Below are 23,085 nucleotides of genomic sequence, written 5' to 3' on the forward strand. Positions count from 1 at the left end.
AAGTTATAAGAATAAAATAATAAAATAAATATTAAGTTAAATTATGTCATCATTCAACATCAAAAATCATAAAAATGATCTGCTATTTGTACCGCTAGGGGGATCTAATGAAATAGGTATGAATCTTAATCTTTACCATTATCAAGGTCAATGGTTAATGATTGATTGTGGTAGCGGTTTTGCCGATGATTATTTACCCGGTGTTGATATGATAATTGCTGATAGCAGCTTTATCGAGAAATATAAAAAAGATATAGTAGGTCTGATTTTAACTCATGCTCACGAGGATCATTTAGGTGGAGTCCAATATTTATGGAATAGACTTAAATGTCCTATTTATATTACTACTTTTACAGCAAATTTTCTAAAAATTCGTTTAAATGAATATGATTTTGCTAAAAATATAAAAATTCATGAAGTAAAACCCGGTAGTAAAATAAATCTAGATCCTTTTTCCTTAGAGATGGTGCCACTGACTCACTCGGCTCCTGAAATGCAAGCAATTATGATCCGTACGGATGCAGGTAATATTTTACATACGGGGGATTGGAAATTTGATAACGATCCGATACTTGGGAAAAAAGCCGATGAGGAGCTTTTAAAATCTTACGGAGATGAAGGGGTTCTTGCACTTGTTTGTGATTCAACTAACGTATTTAATAAAGGAAGCTCAGGTTCTGAGGGGGATGTTAGAAAAAGTTTAGTAGATATTATAGCCGGTTGTCCTCAAATGGTAGTAGTTTCAACCTTTGCCTCTAATTTAGCACGGCTTGATACAATAATTCATGCTGCAGGGCTTGCGGGTAGAAAAGTAGTCTTAACCGGTAGAAGTTTGCACCGTATGATGCTTGCTGCGCAGGAAAGCGGCTATTTGAAAGATATTGCTCCTCTAATTAGTGAACGTGATGTTAGCAGATTTAGAAGAGAAGAATTATTAGTAATTGCTACCGGTTGTCAAGGTGAGCCTATGGCTGCTACCGCAAAACTGGCTAGTAATTCTCATCCGTCTATAAAGCTTGTTCCTAAGGATACAATGATTTTTTCTTCAAAAATTATTCCGGGTAATGAAAAGAAAATATTCAGGCTATTTAATATATTTGTTAAAGCCGGTGTAGAAGTTATTACCGAGCGAGACCATTTTGTACATGTTTCAGGACATCCATCGATTGACGAGCTACAAAAAATGTATTCTCTAATTAGACCGAATATTTGTATACCTGTTCACGGCGAGCCTGTACATATTCATGAACATGTTAAGCTTGCTAAGAAAAACGGCATAAAACAGGTAGTAGAGGTTGAAAATGGTAGTGTAGTACTGCTTGAACCTAGTAATGCAAAAGTAATTTCAAAGGTTGAAAACGGTTATTTAGCTGTTGACGGTAATTATTTGCTGCCCGTTGAATCTCCGATTTTCAAAGCTAGAAGACGTATGCGTGAGTCGGGTATCGTGGTAGCATCAGTAGTCATTAATAAAAAAGGACTACTTGCTGCAAACCCAATGCTGTCTATGCCCGGGCTGCTTGATCCGAAAGAGGATATGGCATTAGTTAACCTCATTAAAAACGACATTAAAGAACTTGTTACCATTCAAAATAAACAGGCTAAAAAAGCATTGTCGGATGAACAAGTAATCGAGGCAATAAAAGGAACAATCCGTAAAACCTTAAAACAAGAAATTAATAAGTCACCCGTTATAATAGTAAATCTTGAGAAAGCTGTGGAGTAGTGAAATTGTTATTGTGAGTAGGTATTGTTTTATGGCTCGAGAAATTCGCTCAATGTCATTCCCACAGAAGCGGGAATCCAGAAACACAACTTCAATATTGATACAGAAGTTACATATTTGATAAAAAAACCATATAAAAACTTGTTTGTATATGGTTTTACTGGATTCCCGCCTTCGTGAGAATGACATAAACAAGCCAAGCAACGATACCTACAAACCTGTAAGTGACAAAGAAAAAATAAGCACATGAACAAATTTAAAAATATTGCGGTGTATGGGGGAGGGAGTTTCGGTACTAGCCTTGCTTCTTTAGCAGCACAAAACTGTAATAACGTTACTTTATTTTTACGTGATGAGGCAATAGCAAAGGAAATTTTACATAACAAAACTAATGTAAAATATTTAGGGGATATTAAATTACCTGCTCATTTACATGCTACTACAAACTTAGATATAATTAAGGATTTTGAACTAATTATTATTGCATTGCCGTCTTACGCTTTTGATGACTCAATAAAATTATTAAAAACTCACAGCATTTCTAAAGACAATACTCTTCTAATTGCAACAAAAGGCTTTGCTCGTAATCCTACCGCATTATTTTCAGATAGGTTAAAAACTCTATTACCGTATAACCCTACAGCGTTTTTTGTAGGTCCGAATCTAGCAAAAGAACTTGCTAAAAATTTACCTGCTTCGGCAAGTATTGCAAGTTTAGATATAGATATAGCAAATAAAATAGCTTATAACCTAAGTTCAAAAATTTTTACTACTAATGTGTCAAGCGATATTGTAACATTACAGGTAGCAGGAGCTTTAAAAAATATTTTTGCTATTAAAAGCGGGATTGATTTAGCAAGAAAGCAGGGCGAAAATGCAAGAGCAACGCTTATAGTAGCTGCCTTAAAAGAAATTGCTATTTTGTCGAAAGCGTTAGGTGGTATGCAAAAAAATTCTGATATTTTACTAGAGGGCGTAGTAGGCGATTTAGTGCTTACTTGTTATTCGTTAGGTTCACGTAATACAAAATTTGGTTATGAACTTGGAATTAGTAGCGATAAAAAGAAATTTTTACAGGAATATAAAGAGCTAGTAGAGGGAAGAGAAGCATTAAAATTAGTTTTGGATTTGATAAAAAAATATAATTTACATATGCCTATAATTTCCGAAGTAGCTTCGTGTGTTATTCCTTATGTTATTCCTGCTTTCGCAGGAATAACATAGGTATCCACGCAACAATGCTTCCGCGGGAATGACATATGACTCCACGCGAGCAATACCAATAAATATGAAAATTTCATATTAAATTAGATGCCTTAAATCACATAAGGTTTTTAAAGTTTCAATTAGGAATTTATTTTGGTCTGATGAAGTAAAAATCTTTACAAAATTTAGTGAAAAAAATAAAACCTCATATATTATAAGTAATTATATCTTTAGCTCATTACATGATAATCTTTAGTATAGTTTTTTTTAAAACCGTTTCGGTATTATTAAGTGTAGTAATAGGATTTTTAGCAGGTAAATATTCAAATGTTGAAAGAGATAGTATCTCTTCGTTACTATTCTATTTTATATCGCCTATAGTATTTTTTACGATACCTGCTAGTACAACCTTAACACTTGCGGCATTAAGCGTTACGGTTGTAACATTTGTAATTGCAACACTCTTATCGCTTTTTTCTTATTATTTTTTTGGTAAATTTTGGCAGGATCATACACGTAATATTATAGCTTTGTCTGCAGGTACGGCCAATGGCGGGTATTTTATGTTGCCTATAGCTGCAGCACTTTTTGATGATTATACATTAAGTATTTACATGATGGCTGTTATAGGAGTGAATATTTATGAATGTTCCGTCGGCTTTTATATTTGTATGAGGAGCTTTGCTAATACCACCGATAGTATATTAAAAGTAGTAAAATTACCGATTTTAAACGCTTTTTTCTTGGGATGTTTATTTAGTTTTTGCGGTTTTACTTTACCGGATTTTTTAGATGATTTTATATATAATATGAAAGGCTCTTTTTCGATACTCGGTATGGTGATGGTGGGTCTTGCTCTTTCGTCTCTACAAAAATTTGAAGTCGATATCAAATTTACTCTTGCTACTTTTGCTGCTAAATTTCTATTCTATCCTTTGGGAGTAGGGTTATTTATCATGTTTGATCATTTTGTAACAAAATGGTATAACAATGATTACTATAATGCCCTAAAACTACTTTCTACGGCACCACTCGCAGCAAATACTATAGTTATAGCGAATTTACAGAAATTTTACCCTGAAAAAGTTGCAGCTACTGTGTTTTTATCTTTGCTTTTTGTAGTTATATATATGCCGACCATGGTCAGTATATTTTTAAGTGACTTAAATTAATAACATGATGACAATTGATGACAATGATTTTTTTACAATTTATTCTAAATTGGTATTAATAGGTTCATATGAAAATTAATTCAATAAAAATTGGTCCCTATATTAATTTATTACCTCTTCAATATATACCGAAACATAAAATTTCTTATTTGGAATTCGGTGATCCTAAAAATAAAAATATAATAGTATGTGCTCACGGTTTAACTAGAAATGCTCATGATTTTGATAAAATAGCTAAAGAGTTGAGTAAAAATTATAGAGTAATTGCAATAAATTATCCCGGTCGCAGTGATAGCGAAAATTTAAAAAAAGCTAATCATTATAACTATACGACTTATATTAAAGATACGTTATTTTTTTTAAAAAGGCTAAATATCAAAAATCCTATTTGGCTTGGTACTTCAATGGGCGGTATTATAGGTATGATACTTGCCAGTAAATATAAAAATATTTTTAAAGCCTTAATATTAAATGATATAGGGGCGTTTATTGATGCTGCTCCTTTAATTAAAATTGGAGGTTATGCTAAAAAAACGATACTCTTAGATGATTTGGCTAGTGCAAAAGAACATTTAAAACTTATTTATGCACAAAGCGGTATTAAAGATGAAGAAGATTGGGATTATTTAACAAAATATAGTGTAATTTCTACATTCGGCGGAAAATATAAAATGAATTATGATCCTGCTATAACAAAAGGAATGAAAAATGCTAGTAACCAGGAAGATATTAAACTATGGTCTGTATGGAATAAAATAAAATGTAGAATATTAGTAATTCATGGGATGAAATCTCAAATTTTAACAAAATCTACTATTAAAAAGATGAAAGAAACAAAAATTTTTGATCTTTATGAAATAAAATATGCCGGTCATGCTCCTTCTCTAATGAACCCTGAAGAAATTAACTATGTCAAATCTTGGTTAGAAAAGAAGTCTTAGATTGTATGACCTTGTATTGTACGAACGTTCAGGATGTCATTCCCGCGGAAGCGGGAATCCAGAAAAATAACCTTAATCTTAGTACAAAAATTACATATTTAACAATAAACATATAAAAAAACTGTTTTTTATATGTTTTTCTGGATTCCTGCTTTCGCATGAATGACATAGGCATCATTTAAATTAATAAATAATAATTATGAAAATTACTACTAAAGTACTAATAATAGGTTCAGGACCTGCGGGCTTAAGTGCCGCTATTTATACAGCTAGAGCTGCTTTAAAACCAATATTAATAAATGGTATGCAGCCAGGCGGGCAGCTTACAATTACCACCGATGTTGAGAACTATCCAGGATTTGCGGAAACGGTGCAAGGACCTTGGCTTATGGAGCAGATGTATATGCAGGCTAAAAATGTCGGTACGGAAATTGTTAGTGATTACGTAGAAAAGGTGGATTTATCAAAAAGACCTTTTAAAGTATTTACAGGAGCAGGAAATGAATATGACGCGGAGAGCATAATCATTTGTACCGGTGCGGAAGCAAAATGGCTTGGTATAGCTTCAGAGCAGAAATTTCGTGGTTTTGGTGTTTCGGCATGTGCTACTTGCGATGGTTTCTTTTTTAAGAATCAAGAAATAGTTGTAGTAGGGGGAGGAAATAGTGCAGTAGAAGAAGCTTTATACTTAACCAATCATGCTAACAAAGTCACTATAGTGCATAGAAGAGATAGTTTTAGAGCTGAGAAAATATTACAGGATCGATTATTTAAAAATTCTAAAATATCAGTAATTTGGGATCATGTAGTAGATGAGATTGTAGGTAGCAATAAACCAAAATCCGTTACTGGAGTTAAAATTCAAAATGTTCACACCAAAGAGATTAGTTTATTGAATTGTAGTGGTGTATTTATAGCTATTGGGCATGCACCGAATACAGGGCTATTTACCGGACAAATTGTAATGGATGACGATAATTATATCATCACGAAGTCAGGTACTACTAGAACTAGTGTAGAAGGTGTTTTTGCTGCTGGTGACGTTCAGGATAAAATTTATAGACAAGCAGTAACTGCTGCAGGAACAGGCTGTATGGCGGCTCTTGAGGCTGAAAAATTTCTAAATAAATAATTTAGATTTTTTAGCTGTAAATTAACATATAAGTTAATAAAAAATTGTTGAATTTAGTAAGACACTTATTATAGTCATTGTGTATTAATTTAATTAGGTACAAATATATAATGACTTGGAACAAATATACCACCACAAAAACAAAATATTGATACATATCCATTACTTATGAAATTTTTAGTTGGATGAGGTAGTTTTAACATACAAAATTTAGAAGCATTGAAAAATGCTAATTTAGAAATAGAGCTAGCAGAAGCCGCATTTTCAAAAAAATTTTTAATATATTCTGCAATAAAATTTTACTTAAATCATTTTTATCCAAATAGCCAAAGTGAAAAATTTACAGAGCTAGAAATAACCGGAGTTAGATATGATCAAGTGATAAAGGCTCCTGATATTAGGTTAGCTACCAATAAGCCTACGACTACTAATATATTTAAAAATTTGACTTTGGACTCAATATGTTACATCAGAATTGGATTTTTAATGGAGATGACTCAAATGGTTGGCTGTTAGCAATTATAAATCTTAATAAAGGCGGTTATTTAATAACTTAGAAAAAGTATTTCTCTCAGCTGTGATCTCTTTAGAGTTACAATTAATAAATCCTAAGAAAAAATATTACTCTGATATTTCATCTGAGGTTATTGAGTATGCATGGGGAAATATTAAAGGAGTTAAAGGTAATTATTTATAGCCATTCAAGAATTTAATAGCTTTTGGCAAAGAAGAAATAAGTCCCTCTGAGTTATGGGTTAAAATAGCTGAGGCTATAAAGGTAGATAAAGTATCAAATTTATTGTGAGAAAATATTCTAGAAGACTTAAACAAGATAGGTGTATGACTTTATTATAATAGAAAACTCTGCTATATTATCTGACATTGGATATAAATTTCCTCAAGAAATATTGAATCTTATATTAAACGCAATAGCTCCTGAAGATATCATTAATATTATAAAACATGCTAATTTGGCAAATATTTCTTATGATGTATTAGAAAGTCAAATGGGTGGTGAAGATTTTGGTATAAATAATTCATTATAAATATTTTTCTTGCTAGTATTGCCGTATAATTTTAAGATAAGTTTATAACACTTTTCTCGAGCCATGCAACAACGCCAATGTTCGCTCGCAATCAATGACGATTTTAGTATCCACGCAGGTAAAAATATATGAACTTACTTAAAAACATTACGGGAAAGAATTATATAAACGGTGAATTTATAGAGTTCGGGAAGCAAATATCCGTTATTAATCCTGCGACCTTAAAAGAAATTGCTACAGTTCCGAATTTAGGATTATCTGAGATTAATTCAGCGATTAATAATACGGTGACTAGTTTTTCTTTATGGTCACAAAGTTCATTTGGAGCGAGAATAGCAATTCTTAGAAGATGGTATAATTTAGTAATCGAAAATATTGAGGAGTTAAGTCATATATTAACCCTAGAGCAGGGTAAAGTACTTGCTGAATCAAAAAAAGAAATTTTATATGGAGCCTCTTTTATTGATTGATGCTATACATAATATTCATTCGACTATCAAACCCGGTAATAGTAACACTCATAAAATTGTTACGCAATATGAGCCTGTAGGACCGTCTGCTGCTATAACTCCTTGGAATTTTCCCAATGCAATGATTACTCGCAAGGTAGTACCTGCAATAGCTGCAGGTTGCAGCGTTATATTAAAACCGTCAAGTCTTACGCCTCTATCAGCTTTAGTACTTGCGAAATTTGCAAGCGATGCCGGTTTGCCTGCCGGAGTATTTAATGTAATTACAGGTAGTTCAGATATTATAGGTAAGGCTTTTTGTGAAGATTTTAGGCTTCAGAAATTATCATTTACCGGCGCTACAAATGTCGGTAAAATTCTATATCAAAATGCCGCAAATACTCTAAAACGTTTATCTTTGGAACTTGGCGGCAATGCTCCTTTCATTATAACGGCAGATAATAATTTAGAGAAAGTAGTAAGTGATTTAGTAATCGCTAAAACTAGGAATAGTGGACAGTCTTGTACTTCACCTAACAGAATATTTATAGAAGAATCTATATATGAAAAATTTATAGAAATTCTAAAGGCTAAATTTACTAAGCTTAAAGCCGGTGACGGATTTGATAAGGAATCGGATATAGGTCCGTTAATTAATTCTGCTGCCATAGAAAAAATACAAAAGTTACTCGCTGATGCACAAAGTAAAGGAGCTAAATTAATTTGCGGCGGTAAAACTGTTGATAATTTTATTGAGCCTACTATTATTATTGACTGTTTGGATAATATGGATATCTTTAGAATAGAAATATTCGGTCCGGTAGTTGCTTGTTATAAATTTAAAGATTTGGATGAAGTAATAGAACATGCAAATAATACCGAATACGGCTTGCAAGGATAATGTATATTCAAATAATATATCCGTGGCACAAATGATAGCGTCTAAGCTTGATTTTGGTATGGTATCGATTAACGACCCGTTACCTGCAAATGCAAAAGCACCTTTTGCAGGACGTAAAGCTTCAGGTTTTGGAGTTGAAGGCTCATTTGAAGGAATATTTGAATATCTAAATACGAAATATATAAATTTACAGAATTAAGCATGCCCGCATGGTTCCTTTTATGTCATTCCTGCGAAAGCAGGAATCTAGTAAAGAATATAATTCTTTGTAGCAGTATTAAGATTATTTTTTCTGGATTCCCGCTTTCGCGGGAATGACATAGGAAATATAATAATCTAAATAGTAAAAATTATGCTAGTGCTTGTAGATAATATTGAAGTACAAATTGAAAAAATTTATGAAGTATTTGATTTAATAGATAATGAAGGAGCTGATCTTTTGTTATGGGCAGTATCTGATTGTCTTGCCGAGCTATTAGCTCAATATAAAGAATCGTTAACAATTGAATATGTTGATCCTTTGATGCAACTAATTAAAAAAGGTTTGAAGAGCAAAATACTATAATACCCAAAATGCTTAATAATGCTTTAAGCAATATATTATTAATCCTTGAAGATGGATGTAAAGCTGAAGAATCAGAACTAATAGAAAATATAATTAATAGTTTAAATACTCTTGATATGTTAGGAGGACATGCATAGTAATCTTCCAAAAATCTCAATAGTTTTACGGTTTATAATAGAAAGAAGCTATTACCTTTTGCTATTGAGAGTTGCCTTAATCAAAGCTTTAAAGACTTTGAGCTTATTATTATTGATGATTGCTCAAAAGATAATAGCGTTATAGTAGCTAGGACATATGCAGAGCAGGATTCACGTATTAAGGTAATAGTAAATGAGACCAATAAAAGATTACCGGCAAGTCTTAATATTGCTTTTAAAGAGGCCAAGGGGGAGTATTTTACTTGGACTTCAGATGATAATCTTTTCCATGAAAATGCTTTAGAAAAAATGGTTAAGATACTTGATAATTCACCTGAGATAGGGCTTGTATATACTGATTATACTTTGATCGATGACCACGGTAAAGTAGGAATAAGACTTTATCAAGAACCTCCTGAGTTTTTACCGATTAGAGATTGCGTCGGTGCATGTTTCTTATATAGAGCCGGTTTAGCAAGGCAAGTAGGTGGATATAATGAAAATATGCAGTTAGTGGATGATTATGAATATTGGCTAAGGTTTGGGCTTGTTACGAAATTTGCTCATATACCGGAATCTTTATATTTCTACCGAGTACATAATCAAAGCTTAACAATAGAGCGTAAAGTAGAAGCAAAACAGGCAAAAAGAGTTTTAAAAGCATTATTTAAAGATCAATATATTATTCCTGCTGAGATTAAACCTATAAATGATTTATATAATTGGTTTATTGAAGATAGAAATTTAAGCTCTTATTTTAGGTTATTTAAAATAATTATTTGTAGTCCGATAATTACTATTTCGTATATTATTAAAAATCTAAGAAGAATAAGGTGATATTTTAATGCTTTAATGTCATTCCCGCAAAAGCGGAATGACATAGTAGAGTCATAGCACAACATCCTTAAAATAAATGCAAAATCAAGATTTCATACATACATTAAATCCAGAGCAGCAAAAAGCAGTTCTTCACACTGAAGGACCGCTTTTATTGCTTGCAGGTGCAGGGACAGGTAAAACAAAGGTACTTACCTCAAGAATAGCTAATATTATTCACCAAAATTTAGCCTCACCTCAAAATATTCTAGCCGTTACTTTTACTAATAAAGCTGCTAAAGAAATGGCTGAAAGAGTTAATAGTCTAATTAATTGCTATGGTCTTAATATAGGCACTTTCCACTCAATGGCAGCTAGGATATTACGTGACCAGATTGAGCATTTAAATCTTGGTTTAAATAATAGATTTACTATTATTAGTCATGATGATCAATTAAAACTAGTGAAAGATATAGTAAAGCTAAAAGATATTGATACTAAAAAATATGCTCCTAAATTAATACATATCATAATTTCTAGATGGAAAGATCAAGGATTATTACCAACTAAACTATCAGTATCAGATACTAATTTACCGCTGCAGAGGGTTGCAAAACTTGTATACGAAGAATATCAGAAAAATTTACTTATTTCTAATGTTTTAGATTTTGGAGATTTGCTACTTTATAATAATGAGCTTTTTATTAAAAATTCTGAAATACTAAGATATTACCAAGAAAAATATCGATATATTTTAATTGATGAATATCAAGACACTAACGTTGTCCAGTATTTATGGGCAAGAATGCTCGCAAGTTTATATAAAAATATTTGCTGTGTAGGGATGATGATCAATCTATTTATGGTTGGCGAGGAGCAGAAGTCGGGAATATATTACGTTTTGAAAAAGATTTTGCAGGTGCAACAATTATTAAATTAGAGCAGAATTATAGATCAACTTTGCCAATACTTGCTGCTGCTTCCAATGTTATCAATAATAATAAAAACCGTCACGGTAAAACGTTATGGACGGATAGGGAAAACGGTGAAAAGATAAAAATTATCTCTTGTTGGAGTGATAAAGAAGAGGCAAGATATATAGCCAGTGAAATAGATAATTTAGTGCGAGAAAACCGGTATAATGCCGGCAATATTGCAATATTAGTACGAGCCGGATTTCAAACAAGATGTTTTGAGGAAGCGTTTATAAATAGTGCTATGCCTTATAAAATTATAGGCGGTTTGCGGTTCTATGAACGTATGGAAATAAGAGACGTACTTGCTTATATCCGTATATCTTTGAATCAAAATGACAATCTAGCACTTGAGCGTATTATAAATGTGCCGAAAAGGGCAATAGGTGCAGCTAGCTTAAATAAAATTAGAGGCTATGCACTTGAGCGAAATATTTCTAATTTCGCAGCCATTAAAGAAATGCTAGAAATAGGTGAGATTAAAGCAAAATCATATGAAACTCTAAAAGATTTGGTTACCAAAATCGATAATTGGTACGAAAGATTTAGTATAGATGCTCCAATAAACGTAGTTAAAGCAATACTTGATGATTCCGGTTATCTTGAAATGCTTCAAGAAGAAAAAACGAAGAAGCATTCGGTAGAATCGAAAATATTAACGAAATGCTTAGAGCTATTGCTGAATTTAACGATGTTCATGATTTTATCGAACATTCAAGCTTAGTTATGGAAAATGAAGTGCTTGAAACCAATTACGGTGGCTCTGTTACTATAATGACCCTGCACGCAGCTAAAGGCTTGAGTTTGACGTGGTATTTTTACCGGGCTGGGAAGAGGGGGTATTTCCGTCTCAAAGATCTCTAGACGAAGACGGCGAAAAAGGCTTAGAAGAAGAACGCCGCATTGCTTATGTCGGTATTACGAGAGCCAAAAAAGACCTCTACATTACTCATGCTGAAAGCAGAAAAATATTTTATGAAATAGTCCGTTCTTACCCTTCAAGGTTCATAACTGAAATCCCTGATGAAATTACGATCAGGACCTCTTCTATGAAAAAATACAATTCTTTTTATAAGTTTTAATTAATTTTCATTCATAAATTTTAAATTGGTTTGCCATAGATTTAAGTGAGTCTCAAGTAGAGCAGATGCACGACGAAAAACGTAATGGCTTAAGCGAAGATGAAGTGATGGATATTAAAAAACCATTAGAAAAAGCTATGTTAGAATTAGCTAACCAAAAAATATCTAAAGAACAATATAGAGAGAAATTAATAGATAAAACATTAGATAACCTTAAAGAAAATGTTTCAGAAACAACATTAGGTAACTACAGAAAATTTCTTACTAAAAATACTACCCCTAAACTTGATAAACAAGAGCAAATTAATTATCCACAACAAGTAGAAGCATTAATACAAGCAGCATTAAAGATAGCTGAATTTTTAAAAATTACTTATGAAAAAGAAGCAAAAGCTTTATCGTCTATTAATGAGTTAGGAGTAAATGAGCCTAATATAATTAAAACTTTATTACCAGCGATAAGTAAACTACCGTCTGAAAAAATGATAGAGCAAGGTAAAGAAATTATCAAGAATTTTGCCCCATTACTTGAGAGCAGCAATTCTGTACTTGTTAACGGTACTAAAAGAGTATTAGCAGAGTTAGATCCTGGATATTTAAGGAACACACGGATGGGGGGGAGAAAGTATAGCATTAGAATTACAAAGAGTAACCAAACCTAAGCTATGGCAAAGAATAGTAGCAGTTTTTACCGGTACGGATTATGCTCAAAAAAATATAGATAAAGCATTTGCTAACTTTGAAAAAAGTAATAGTTTACATATAGAAACGAAAAATTTGTCGGAAGAACTACAAAGAGAAAAACAAGCACCAAATATTGTAAAGCAAAATAAAACAATACCCCAAGGCTATAAGTCTTCTATATCAACCCCTATATCTCATGTTGAAAACCTTAATAAAAGTAGAGAGAGTGGGCAAACAGTCAGGGCATAGTAAGTAGTGATTTATATGATAATATAGTTGCGAATTTTTAAAAAGTTTGATAATTTAGTTCATTATATCAAATAACTTAATAATGAATATTATATGGCAGAGATTATAACTAATATAGATGATACTATTAAAAAAAACGATGAAGTGACTGAGGTATTGGCTGCAGTAAAAGATAAAATAGTTGATATAAAAAACGTAGATAGGAGATTAGATACTTTGAATAAAAATATTGTTACTCCCGATCCTATTCAACAATATTTACAATCTGAAGAATATATCACTAGTACGCTTGAAGTACTTGCCAGTAAAATTATTAGTGAAGTTGTAGAAAATAAAGATATACAAAAATTAGTAGATAACTTGCATATCAATTTAGGACAAGATATAAAACTAACACCTAGTTTAGCAGATAAGCTAAAGTTTGATGTCGCAAGGGCTGAAGCAGCACTTAAGGGTTTTGTACTTCCTCTAAATAAAGGAGGACCTTTTGATGCATTATCATTGATGGGTATAGAAAATGAAGAAGAAATCTTTGCCAATCCTATAAGAGCAACTAAAGAAGCATTAATAGCCGTAAGCGGAAAGTCTATACCTAAAGAGCAATATGCACAGGCTGTAAAAGATCAAGCTATAGAAATCTTAAAACAAGATCCTAAAAACACTCCAGACAAACTTGAGAAATATGAAAAATTTATTATGCAAGGAGATAAAAACCAGAAATTTAATAAAAATAGTAAGCAGTTTATCCCAAGAGTAAATCAATTATCTCAAGTGGAATTTAAGGCATTACAAAATGCAGCCACTTATACGGTACAGCAGATTAGTAATAGATTAGAAAAAAATAATAAAATTAGTAAGCAATTAGAACAAATTATTATACTTACTAACTCATCAGGCATAAAGAATCCTGAAATAATAAGGAAATTAAATAAGTTAGATTCTACTTATCTAACTGAGAATAGTACTAAAATAGCCACTGAATTAAAAGATATTAATGATAGAGGTACTTCTTTAGGGGAAAAATTTAAGCAGATATTTACAGGTAGAAACTATTTGGAAAAAAGATTAGGAAAAGTTGTAGATAAATATATTACTCTGAGTGATGGATATGTAGTGAAGACAATTAATGATAAAATCTTTTCAAATGCTTTAACAAACCCTGACATTGCTGCAGGTCTAACAAAATTTTTAAATGAAAATAAAGATAAAGTAGAAACTAATCCTGAATTTAAAAATTTAATTCCTGTTACGGGTGAGCCTATTATAGTGCAACCGCAACAAATTAATAATTTTAATTTAGCGGAACTCAGAAAAATCAATCCAATAGCATTTGATAAAACCATATTTGAAGATTCAATAAAACTAAGAAGTTCTAATATAAAACATCCGCACATCACTCCTAATCCTTCTACTAAAAATCAAGAAGCAGTAAGAAGAAAGGGTTAAATTTTAATATAACTTCATCATTGTGAGGAGGCGTTGTTACATTGCTTCTATGTCATTCCCGCGAAAGCGGGAATCTAGATTTTTTATTGTCACCCCGTGGCGTGACCACGGGGTCTTGTATCACCAGCTGAGTCCTAAGATACTGCGATCAAGTTGCAGTATGACATTAAAGGTTACTAGATTGCTGCTTTCGCAGAAATGACATCAGAACATAAAGATTTAGGTGAGATGCTTAAATACTCCTCTTTCCATAATTCATTATAAAGAATAGGATCGATATTACCGCCTGAGATTAGTACTAGTAATTTTTGAGGTTTGGATTGTGTTTTTAAAAAATTTACCACTGAAACCATGTTTATACTACTTGACGGCTCGCATATTACTTTAAGTAAATGAGTAAGCCACGCCGTCCAGTAATATATTTCATATTCTTCTGCTAAATAAAAATCATCAAGTTTTTTCAGATATTCAAATGTACGAGCTGATATACTCAAGGTTTTAAGACCGTCCGCAATAGTATTCGGAGCATAGTTAAATCTATATGTTTTATTATCTTTAACAGATAAATAAGCATCATTGGCATTTAAAGGTTCTGAACCTATTAACAAGCTTGTCGGTGATATTAATTCCTTGGCAAGATATGCGCCGGAAATTAAACCGCCGCCGCCGCAAGAGGCAAAAATAGCATCAGGACTAAAACCTAGCTGCTGTAATGCTTCATAGCATAACGTGCCTGCTCCTGCTATTGTAGAATCACTATCGGAAGGATGCATATAGTAAAATCCTTGCTTTTCATCTTCTTTTGCTTTTTCTTCCGCTTCTTGTCGAGTATATGTATATATAACTTCACCGCCGTAATAAAGAGCTGCTTGCTGTTTTACTTTTGAAGTATTTAACGGTAAATAAATCCTTGTTTTAATACCAAATAATTTACTCGCATAAGCAAGACCGATTCCATGGTTACCCGTACTATAACCGACTATTTTATCAGGTAATTTTCCTTGCTCTTTTAATTCTAATAAATGATTTAACACGCCTCTAACTTTAAATGCACCGGTTTTTTGTAATGATTCAACCTTAAAAAAAATCTCATGACCGAGCATCTCATTTAAGCTTTCAGAGTGAACGATCGGAGTTAAATGTAGATATTGTTTTATTCTATTATGTGCGGCTGCTACATTTTGAGGAGGTTGTAGTAATAAATTCATAAATATAATTAATAATGGTAGCTTGAAATCAGGTTGATACTATATTATATAGTTAATAATTAGAAATTTTAAAAGGTTTTAATTGATGCATAAAAAATCCCTTCCGTTAATGGCACTGAGAGATATGGTAGTATTCCCGGAGTAATTGCGCCTATTTTTGTGGGTAGGCCAAAATCGTTGCAAGCACTCTCTCATACTACCATTTCCGAGGAAGATAATAGTAAATATATTTTAGTAACTTTACAGAAAAAATTTGATCAAGAAAACCCTAGTACACACGAACTTTATAACACAGCTATACTTGCCAAGATTATCCAAATAGTGAAGCTGCCTAATAATACGGCAAAAATCTTAATAGAAGCAGTAGCAAGAGTAAAGCTAAGCAATATCAAAGGCGAGGAAGCTTTTGAAGCAAATTACAAAATTATTCCAGATGAAGAAATATTTGACGTTAATAACATGCGTTCACTCGTTGATAATGCAGTACAACTATTTAGTAAATATGCGATTAATGATAAGAAAGTTAATGCAGAAATTATTGAAACTATCAATAAAAAAATAAGTAATAGCACTAATTTCATAGATATTATAAATATATTAGCCTCACATTTGATAACTTCACTTGAGGCAAAGCAGCATTTATTAGAAGAAACGAGTCCTTTTAAGCGTATCACTACGGTTATTAGTATGCTTACTTCCAATATAGTAAATTCAGAAACCGAGCAGGCATTGCAGCAAAGAGTACGAAAGCAAATCGAAAAAACGCAGCGTGATTATTATCTGCACGAACAAATGAAAGCTATTCAAAAAGAGCTTGATGAAGATAAATCAGAACTTGCCGATATTGAGAAAAAAATTAAAAGTTTAAAATTATCAAAAGAAGCAAAAGAAAAAGCTGAGGCTGAACTTAAGAAACTCCGTACTATGAACCAAATGTCAGCGGAGTCGGGAGTAACGCGTAACTATCTTGAGACATTGCTTAGCCTGCCTTGGGGTAAGTATGATAATAGCAAAATAGATATTAACCAAGCAGAGAAAATTTTAAATCGTGACCATTTTGGACTCGAAAAAGTTAAAGAACGAATTATAGAATATTTAGCGGTATTACAGCGTTCAAGTAAAATTAGAGGACCTATATTATGTTTAATAGGTCCTCCAGGGGTCGGTAAAACTTCACTTGTAAAATCTATTGCCGAAGGAATGGGCAGAAAATATACTAAACTTGCGCTCGGCGGTGTTAGAGACGAAGCAGAAATCAGAGGGCATAGAAAAACTTACCTTGGATCAATGCCCGGTAAAATTTTAGGTCAACTTAAGAAAGTTAAGACTAGTAATCCTGTAATGCTGCTTGATGAAATCGATAAAATGAGTTCTGATTTTAGAGGTGATCCGGCATCCGCTTTGCTTGAGGTATTAGACCCTGAGCAGAATAGTCACTTTGTTGATCATTATCTAGAAGTAGAATATGATCTATCAAATGTAATATTTATTGCTACTGCTAACTCTCATGATTTACCTAGAGCTTTAAGTGATAGAATGGAAAAAATATATATTTCCGGTTATGTAGAGGAAACAAAGCTCCAAATTGCCAGAAATTATTTAGTTCCAAAACAATTTAAAATGCATAAAATCAAAAAAGATGAAATTACTATATCCGAGACGGCAATTTTGGATTTAATTAGATATTATACCAAGGAATCAGGTGTAAGAGCTTTAGAGCGTGAGATAGGGGCATTAACTAGAAAAGCATTAAAGCAGATTTTAGCAGATAAAAGTGTTAAGCATATCGCCATAGATAGTAATCATCTTGAAGAATTTTTAGGAGCTAAGAAATATAATTTCGGGCTTGCCGAGAAAGAAGATCAAATAGGAAGTACTACGGACTTGCTTACACTGAAGTAGGCGGAGAGCTTTTAACTATAGAGGCTTTAGCATTTCCAGGGAAAGGTGAAATAAAGACCACCGGAAAACTCGGTGATGTTATGAAAGAATCGGCAATGGCTGCCTATAGTTGTTTTAGAAGCAGAGCAACAAATTTTGGATTAAAGTACGACAATTATAAAGATTTTGATATTCACATTCACGTACCGGCCGGAGCTATTCCAAAAGATGGACCGTCTGCCGGCTGTGCTTTGTTTACGACTATTGTTTCGTTGATGACTAAAATACCCGTACATCGTACTGTAGCAATGACCGGTGAAATTACATTAAGAGGCAATGTTTTACCTATAGGTGGTCTTAAAGAGAAGTTACTTGCTGCAAGTAGGGGAGGTATTAAAACCGTGTTGATTCCTGAAGAAAATGTCAAAGATTTGAAAGATATACCGCCGAATATAAAAGAAAGCCTAGAAATTATATCTGTATCAAATATTGATCAAGTACTTAAGCATGCTTTGGTAGGAACACCGATAAATAAATAGAGATTTGTTAATAGTCAAAATATCATATATTAAATTAATGCAAGCTATAGTAAAGTAATTCTTTTTGACTTTTCAATCAAAATGCGATTTTTCTTGCTTAATTCCTGACTATCTTGAGCTCACCTATTATTATAGACTCTCTTCCTTACGCCTGTCACTAAATTGGGCTGAATTGACTATATTGTTGCGTGGATCAATTTCACCTCTGTCATCCCGTGGTTTGACCATGGGATCCAGTTAAAAATACTAATAATATTAGTATTTTTTATTGTTTTTATGGACCCCGTGGGGGTGTGACACAGTAATGCTGCTACTACTGCGGCAGCTACTCAAAGCGGTGTATCTGAGGTAGTAAAATCCATGCCTACAATAAAAGACAAAACAGCTTAGTTTATCTTTCTGCTTTCCAACTTTCATTGAGAAATTCCTTTAACTTAATTCTAAATACAAAATTAAATTTCTACACTACCAAGTAACAATATTTTTTTGGTACAGCGTCGTTCAGAAAGCTTGATACAAGTGAATTTTCTGACATGCGCCTTTGCTCACGTACTTTTTGTACGTTCCGCAGGCTCAGTCGTCAATTCATCTTGTCTAAAGCTTTCTGAATCTAGCTCTATCTGCTTCTATTTTATTATTGTAAAAAAGTTGCTACAAAGTATTAATTAAATGTATTAATATTAATGAAAGAATTAAAAATATTAAGAAAATTTTTAGCAACGGCATCATTATGCGGAATATTATTCACTAGTTCTGATACTGCAGGAGCAACAATTCCTAATCTCGGTAGCGTAAGCTTGAGTTCCGGTGTCGGTCTTGTAGGAGGAGTATTTAATAACGGCAATATTTATTCAAAGGGCTTGGAATTAAAATATCGGCAGATAAAACAAATGCTGTTATTGGTGGGATAAATACATTAATTAATAGCACTACCTGCTTTTGGTGGGGTTGAGGTAAGTCAAAATGTATCAATAGGTGCTTTTAGTGCAACAGTAGGTCTTACTCCTAATTTCACTCCTCTTAAATTTATTAATAATAATGTTATGTCAATTGTTACCGGAGTCGGTAATCAAGCATTTAGTAATATAGATTTCGCCGGTAAGAATTCTACTTGACAAATTAATAACGGTTTAAATATTACAACTCAGATAGATAATACGGTAGCTGGCAACAATAACATTTGTAGGTACGGGTACTATATCAAATCACATAGGTCTAACTAACTCTCTTGCCGGAATAAATGTAGGAAATGGGGAAGCACAGATTTATATGTCCGGAGCAGTTAATATTACAATTAATGCTGCAAATATAAATCTTACTAACAATAACTCTATACTTACTCTTTTTGACGGTAATATAAATAATACTACCGGCGTTGACGGTCAAGGGGGGATAATAAATCTAGCTCATGATCTTGTTAGTAGTAACATAATAACAGGCGATATAGGTAATATAGGCTCATTAGCCGCAGTAAATGTTTTACTTGGGTCGGCAACACTTAATTCTACAATATTAAAAGCTACTAATATTAATTTACAAAGTAATACGTCCGTACTTAATTTAGATGACGACATACTTCAGTGTAATGGAGGTAACGGTAAAATTCTTGATTTACAAGGTAATACTACGGTAAATAGTATTGTTTTTGCAGATAGTGTTTTAGCTGCGGGAACTATAAGTGTTAACAGTCTATTAGATGTAGGAGGTATTACTTTTAATAATAGTAATGCTAGCGGCGGTACTTTAATAGTAAATACCGAAAATACAATTAATGTTGCATTATTAAACGCTATACAAACAAAAATACAAATAAATGCTAATTTAATAATCAATGATCCAAGTGCCGGAGATATAGGTGATATTAGAATAGCGGATAATACAACATATACAATAGATGCAGCAAATGGAATGTAAATTTGCTAAAATAATAATTTAAACAAATCTGGCAATGATGAATATGGAATAGTGAGAATAGGAGCAATCACAAAATACCTAACCATAGCAAATAACGGTGGACCTTATACTATAGAATACCCATCGCCTTAAGAATTTCATAGTAGACTGAGCAGGTGATGTCGTAAGTTACTTAGTATGAATAGCAGGTAACATTTAACCAAGCTTTAGATCTAGGAGTGGGTGGTAACATATTATTTAGAGCAGATGGTGAGTTAATAGTAAATGGTGTGACCAGTTTCAGTTACGACCTCCGCAAATAACCAAGGAAATAACTAAGGCACACTGACAATACAAAGCGGTAATGTTAACGGTACGATTAGAGCTAACGGCAGCAGCTTAAAACTCGTAAATATCGGAGCAACCCCCATTACGTTCTCAGCTAATGTATTTGTTCCCGTAGCTTTAAATAAGAATGGCTCTATCTTAGCTTTAGCAGATGGGGTTACGCTAACCGGTAGCGTAGGAGCAAATGGAGCAGTACTGAGCACCGGCGGTGTAGGCGGTACATTGAATTTGATAGGTGACGGTAATGTAACTCAAAATATAGGTACGGATGCTGCAAATAGTCCTGCTAATGCTAATATAAATATCCCTAACTTTACTTAATTCAGTAATATCCATTGCGCAATTAATTTTTGTGCTTCTGCGTATTTTCTTTCTGTATAGTTCTTATTAATTCTTGATTTGAGGGTTGAAACCATCTAAACATAATTATTTTCTTATTAAATTCTATAAATTTTAATATTTTGTTAAAAATGAGCTTATAGATAGAATCATAATAAGAAGTTTTAAGAATACAATAGAAATTTAACTAAAAGTGTGAACAAATGAGTTGAGGTTACTTTAAGGAATATACAAAGTTAGTTTTTTATAATATTTAAAATTCGGAATTTAAAAGAGTTTAATATAACAATTAAAACAAAAGGCGAATAAAAGGAGCATATGAATTTTTTAGAAAACGACAGGAAATCCCGAAACCCGAAAGGGGTTGGCGAGAGTGACGGGACTCGAACCCGCGACCTTCTGCGTGACAGGCAGATGCTCTAACCAACTGAGCTACACCCCCTTATATACTCTTCTGCTTTTAAGAATTGCTCTTTCATTTTATCAAGGATTGCATCTTCATCTATTAAGTATAGGCTGCGGGTGCTCACCTCTCAAAATAAAATTCAATTCTTGAAATCATTTAAGTATACGTAAAAGATAACAATGTATATAACAATTCTTCTATTTCTGCAAGAGTAAAATATCGTATTTTATCAAAAATATACAGAACCTAACATCTAGCTTATTCCTAATATTATAATTACTAGATATCTCTATTAATCCAAATTAGTCACTACTAGTTGAAGCCTTGAAAATTATTATACTTTTTAAGGCCTTTGTTAAAAAAGAAAAACCTAGTAGTTACATTTATATTAATAAAATCTTACTTTATTAATAATTATTAGAGGTTTTATATGACTAAACCATATGTCATTAAATTAACTACTCCTTTTGAACGTATTAAACTTTATAATCCTATACCCGATATTGCTCTTAGAAGTGCTATTATTATGCAGCAATAATAGATGCAACTAATACTTCTACCAAGAAAGAGGCAACAAAAGCAGAATATAACGTTAAAAAATGGCTTGTTGAAAATAATGAAAATTTTAATGCTACCTGCTTAGAAATTGGCATTGAGCCTAATTATGTAAGAAAGACTGCTAAAAAACTAATTAAATCGCAACAAAGTAAGGATAAGCGTCCTAAACTCTACGGCTAAAGTTTAAATAAATTAATTTGTAATAAAACTTGAAATTACTCTAAATATAAATTAATTGTATAGGTGTTACTTAGTAACGCCTATATATTAATTATTTCAGATTATAAAGGTTATTTATGATTATTTCAGTTTCAGGTCAACATATTTCTATCGGTAATAATTTACAAGAATATTCAAAAGAGAGGGCTACGCAAGTCGTTAAAAAATATTTTACCGATATAATAAATATAGATATACATTTTTCAAAAGAAGGAATTAACTTTAAATGTGATATTATAGTAAAATATGGCTCCGGTAAACATAATATAGTCAAAAGTAATGATAGTTGTAGTGATATATATGTAGCTTTTGATAAAGCTATGTCAAAACTAGAAAAACAGCTTAGAAAATATAAATCAAAATTCAAAAATCATCATGCGGGTAAAGTAAAAATATCAGAAATTGCTTACGAAGGTACCAAATATATTATTAATCCGCAATCTGATAGTGAAACCTCTAACGCCGAAGATAATGATAATCCGGTAATTATCGCTGAAAAGCCTGTAGAAATATTAAAATTATCAGTAAAAGAAGCGGTAATGCAAATGGATTTAGAAGATTTACCTGCAGTAGTATTTAAAAATATAAATAATGATCGTATCAATATAGTTTATTATCGTAAAGACGGTAATATTTCTTGGGTAGATTATAATTAATGCTCATTATCCCTTACAAAGGAGTTACACCAAGAATCGATAAAAGTGCATATATTGCCGAAAGCAGCTCTTTAATAGGAGATGTTGAAATAGGTAGTAATTCAAGCATTTGGTTTAATACGGTTCTTAGAGGCGACGTTGAATCAATAAAAAGTAGTGTAATTCATGCTTCAAGGTTTAACGGACCGGTAGAAATAGGCGATAATATAACTATCGGTCATCTCTCTCTTATTCATGTCTGTACAATACATAATAATGCTTTTATCGGTATGAGTGCTACGATAATGGATTATGCAGTAATAGAAGAATATGCTTTTATTGCTGCAGGCAGTCTTATCCTGCCAAAGAAGATAATTAAATCTCAAGAATTATGGATGGGATCCCTGCAAAATTTGTTAGATATTTAACCGATCAAGATTTAGAATATATGCAAGATAATGTAAGACATTATGTAGAACTTGCCAAATGTTTATAAGATACTCGTTTAATTTGAAAAATTGGCGTCGTCTATC

The 23,085-nt window shown here is 32.3% G+C and carries 17 protein-coding genes, 1 tRNA gene and 6 pseudogenes; 21 read left to right on the forward strand and 3 right to left on the reverse strand.

The features are described 5' to 3' along the window. Positions 1-43 precede the first annotated feature (43 nt). The 15 genes and pseudogenes from ACSFFC_RS05765 (at position 44) to ACSFFC_RS05835 (ending at position 14,526) form a co-directional block, all read left to right on the forward strand. The gene (locus ACSFFC_RS05765) at positions 44-1,726 is read left to right on the forward strand and encodes a ribonuclease J (RefSeq protein WP_014410693.1); all 1,683 of its coding nucleotides are present in this window, start codon (positions 44-46) and stop codon (positions 1,724-1,726) included. Between the two features lie 246 nt (positions 1,727-1,972). Further along, a complete protein-coding gene (locus tag ACSFFC_RS05770; RefSeq protein WP_014410694.1) occupies positions 1,973-2,950 on the forward strand; it encodes an NAD(P)H-dependent glycerol-3-phosphate dehydrogenase in 978 nt (325 codons plus the stop codon). Positions 2,951-3,174: 224 nt separating this feature from the next. Next, the gene (locus tag ACSFFC_RS05775; protein ID WP_014392234.1) at positions 3,175-4,104 is read left to right on the forward strand and encodes an AEC family transporter; all 930 of its coding nucleotides are present in this window, start codon (positions 3,175-3,177) and stop codon (positions 4,102-4,104) included. 68 nt (positions 4,105-4,172) lie between these two features. Then, positions 4,173-5,045, forward strand: coding sequence for an alpha/beta fold hydrolase (locus ACSFFC_RS05780; RefSeq protein ID WP_014410695.1), 873 nt, complete (start codon positions 4,173-4,175; stop codon positions 5,043-5,045). A 199-nt stretch (positions 5,046-5,244) separates the two neighbouring features. Next, complete coding sequence (gene trxB, locus ACSFFC_RS05785; protein ID WP_004995725.1) at positions 5,245-6,177, forward strand: thioredoxin-disulfide reductase; 933 nt, start codon at positions 5,245-5,247, stop codon at positions 6,175-6,177. 219 nt (positions 6,178-6,396) lie between these two features. Then, on the forward strand, positions 6,397-6,693 hold the full coding sequence (locus ACSFFC_RS05790) for a hypothetical protein (RefSeq protein WP_014410696.1): 297 nt from the start codon (positions 6,397-6,399) through the stop codon (positions 6,691-6,693). A 320-nt stretch (positions 6,694-7,013) separates the two neighbouring features. Beyond that, complete coding sequence (locus ACSFFC_RS05795) at positions 7,014-7,223, forward strand: hypothetical protein (protein WP_004995723.1); 210 nt, start codon at positions 7,014-7,016, stop codon at positions 7,221-7,223. 128 nt (positions 7,224-7,351) lie between these two features. Further along, positions 7,352-8,772: pseudogene (locus tag ACSFFC_RS05800) on the forward strand (NAD-dependent succinate-semialdehyde dehydrogenase). A 153-nt stretch (positions 8,773-8,925) separates the two neighbouring features. Continuing rightward, positions 8,926-9,138, forward strand: coding sequence for a hypothetical protein (locus ACSFFC_RS05805; protein ID WP_029374460.1), 213 nt, complete (start codon positions 8,926-8,928; stop codon positions 9,136-9,138). Positions 9,139-9,146: 8 nt separating this feature from the next. Next, entirely contained in the window at positions 9,147-9,275 is a 129-nt protein-coding gene (locus tag ACSFFC_RS05810) for a hypothetical protein (protein ID WP_255374147.1), read from the forward strand. Further along, a pseudogene (locus ACSFFC_RS05815) lies at positions 9,268-10,112 on the forward strand (glycosyltransferase). The gene ACSFFC_RS05810 and the pseudogene ACSFFC_RS05815 overlap by 8 nt, the downstream one beginning before the upstream one ends. 76 nt (positions 10,113-10,188) lie before the next feature. Then, positions 10,189-12,147 (forward strand): annotated as a pseudogene (gene pcrA / locus ACSFFC_RS05820) (DNA helicase PcrA). Positions 12,148-12,212: 65 nt separating this feature from the next. Continuing rightward, positions 12,213-12,809, forward strand: a complete 597-nt coding sequence (locus ACSFFC_RS05825) for a hypothetical protein (protein WP_014410700.1) — start codon at positions 12,213-12,215, stop codon at positions 12,807-12,809. A 115-nt stretch (positions 12,810-12,924) separates the two neighbouring features. After that, a complete protein-coding gene (locus tag ACSFFC_RS05830) occupies positions 12,925-13,080 on the forward strand; it encodes a hypothetical protein (RefSeq protein ID WP_014410701.1) in 156 nt (51 codons plus the stop codon). Between the two features lie 93 nt (positions 13,081-13,173). Beyond that, positions 13,174-14,526 (forward strand): hypothetical protein, encoded by a 1,353-nt coding sequence (locus ACSFFC_RS05835; RefSeq protein WP_014410702.1) that lies wholly within the window; start codon positions 13,174-13,176, stop codon positions 14,524-14,526. 176 nt (positions 14,527-14,702) lie between these two features. Here ACSFFC_RS05835 and ACSFFC_RS05840 read toward each other — a convergent pair whose 3' ends face one another. Next, the gene (locus ACSFFC_RS05840; protein WP_010977257.1) at positions 14,703-15,734 is read right to left on the reverse strand and encodes a serine/threonine dehydratase; all 1,032 of its coding nucleotides are present in this window, start codon (positions 15,732-15,734) and stop codon (positions 14,703-14,705) included. A gap of 85 nt (positions 15,735-15,819) precedes the next feature. On the opposite strand from ACSFFC_RS05840, the pseudogene lon reads away from it, so the two are divergent. The 3 genes and pseudogenes from lon (at position 15,820) to ACSFFC_RS05855 (ending at position 20,068) form a co-directional block, all read left to right on the forward strand. Then, positions 15,820-18,154, forward strand: a pseudogene (gene lon, locus ACSFFC_RS05845) (endopeptidase La). A gap of 683 nt (positions 18,155-18,837) precedes the next feature. After that, the gene (locus tag ACSFFC_RS05850; protein ID WP_014410704.1) at positions 18,838-19,065 is read left to right on the forward strand and encodes a hypothetical protein; all 228 of its coding nucleotides are present in this window, start codon (positions 18,838-18,840) and stop codon (positions 19,063-19,065) included. Between the two features lie 358 nt (positions 19,066-19,423). Then, positions 19,424-20,068: a hypothetical protein gene (locus ACSFFC_RS05855; RefSeq protein WP_499217199.1), complete on the forward strand. Its 645-nt coding sequence runs from the start codon at positions 19,424-19,426 to the stop codon at positions 20,066-20,068. Between the two features lie 314 nt (positions 20,069-20,382). On the opposite strand, the gene ACSFFC_RS05860 is transcribed toward ACSFFC_RS05855, so the two are convergent. Both ACSFFC_RS05860 and ACSFFC_RS05865 read right to left on the reverse strand, forming a co-directional pair. After that, entirely contained in the window at positions 20,383-20,598 is a 216-nt protein-coding gene (locus ACSFFC_RS05860; RefSeq protein WP_014410705.1) for a hypothetical protein, read from the reverse strand. Between the two features lie 501 nt (positions 20,599-21,099). Then, a tRNA-Asp gene (locus ACSFFC_RS05865) sits at positions 21,100-21,176 on the reverse strand. 394 nt (positions 21,177-21,570) lie between these two features. Here ACSFFC_RS05865 and ACSFFC_RS05870 point away from each other — a divergent pair. The 3 genes and pseudogenes from ACSFFC_RS05870 (at position 21,571) to ACSFFC_RS05880 (ending at position 23,061) form a co-directional block, all read left to right on the forward strand. Further along, a pseudogene (locus tag ACSFFC_RS05870) lies at positions 21,571-21,878 on the forward strand (hypothetical protein). 116 nt (positions 21,879-21,994) lie between these two features. Next, a complete protein-coding gene (gene hpf, locus ACSFFC_RS05875) occupies positions 21,995-22,573 on the forward strand; it encodes a ribosome hibernation-promoting factor, HPF/YfiA family (RefSeq protein WP_014410708.1) in 579 nt (192 codons plus the stop codon). Next, a pseudogene (locus tag ACSFFC_RS05880) lies at positions 22,573-23,061 on the forward strand (gamma carbonic anhydrase family protein). Before hpf ends, ACSFFC_RS05880 begins: the two are co-directional and overlap by 1 nt. Positions 23,062-23,085: the final 24 nt, after the last annotated feature.

Source organism: Rickettsia parkeri (assembly GCF_051427245.1).
Lineage (GTDB): Bacteria > Pseudomonadota > Alphaproteobacteria > Rickettsiales > Rickettsiaceae > Rickettsia > Rickettsia rickettsii.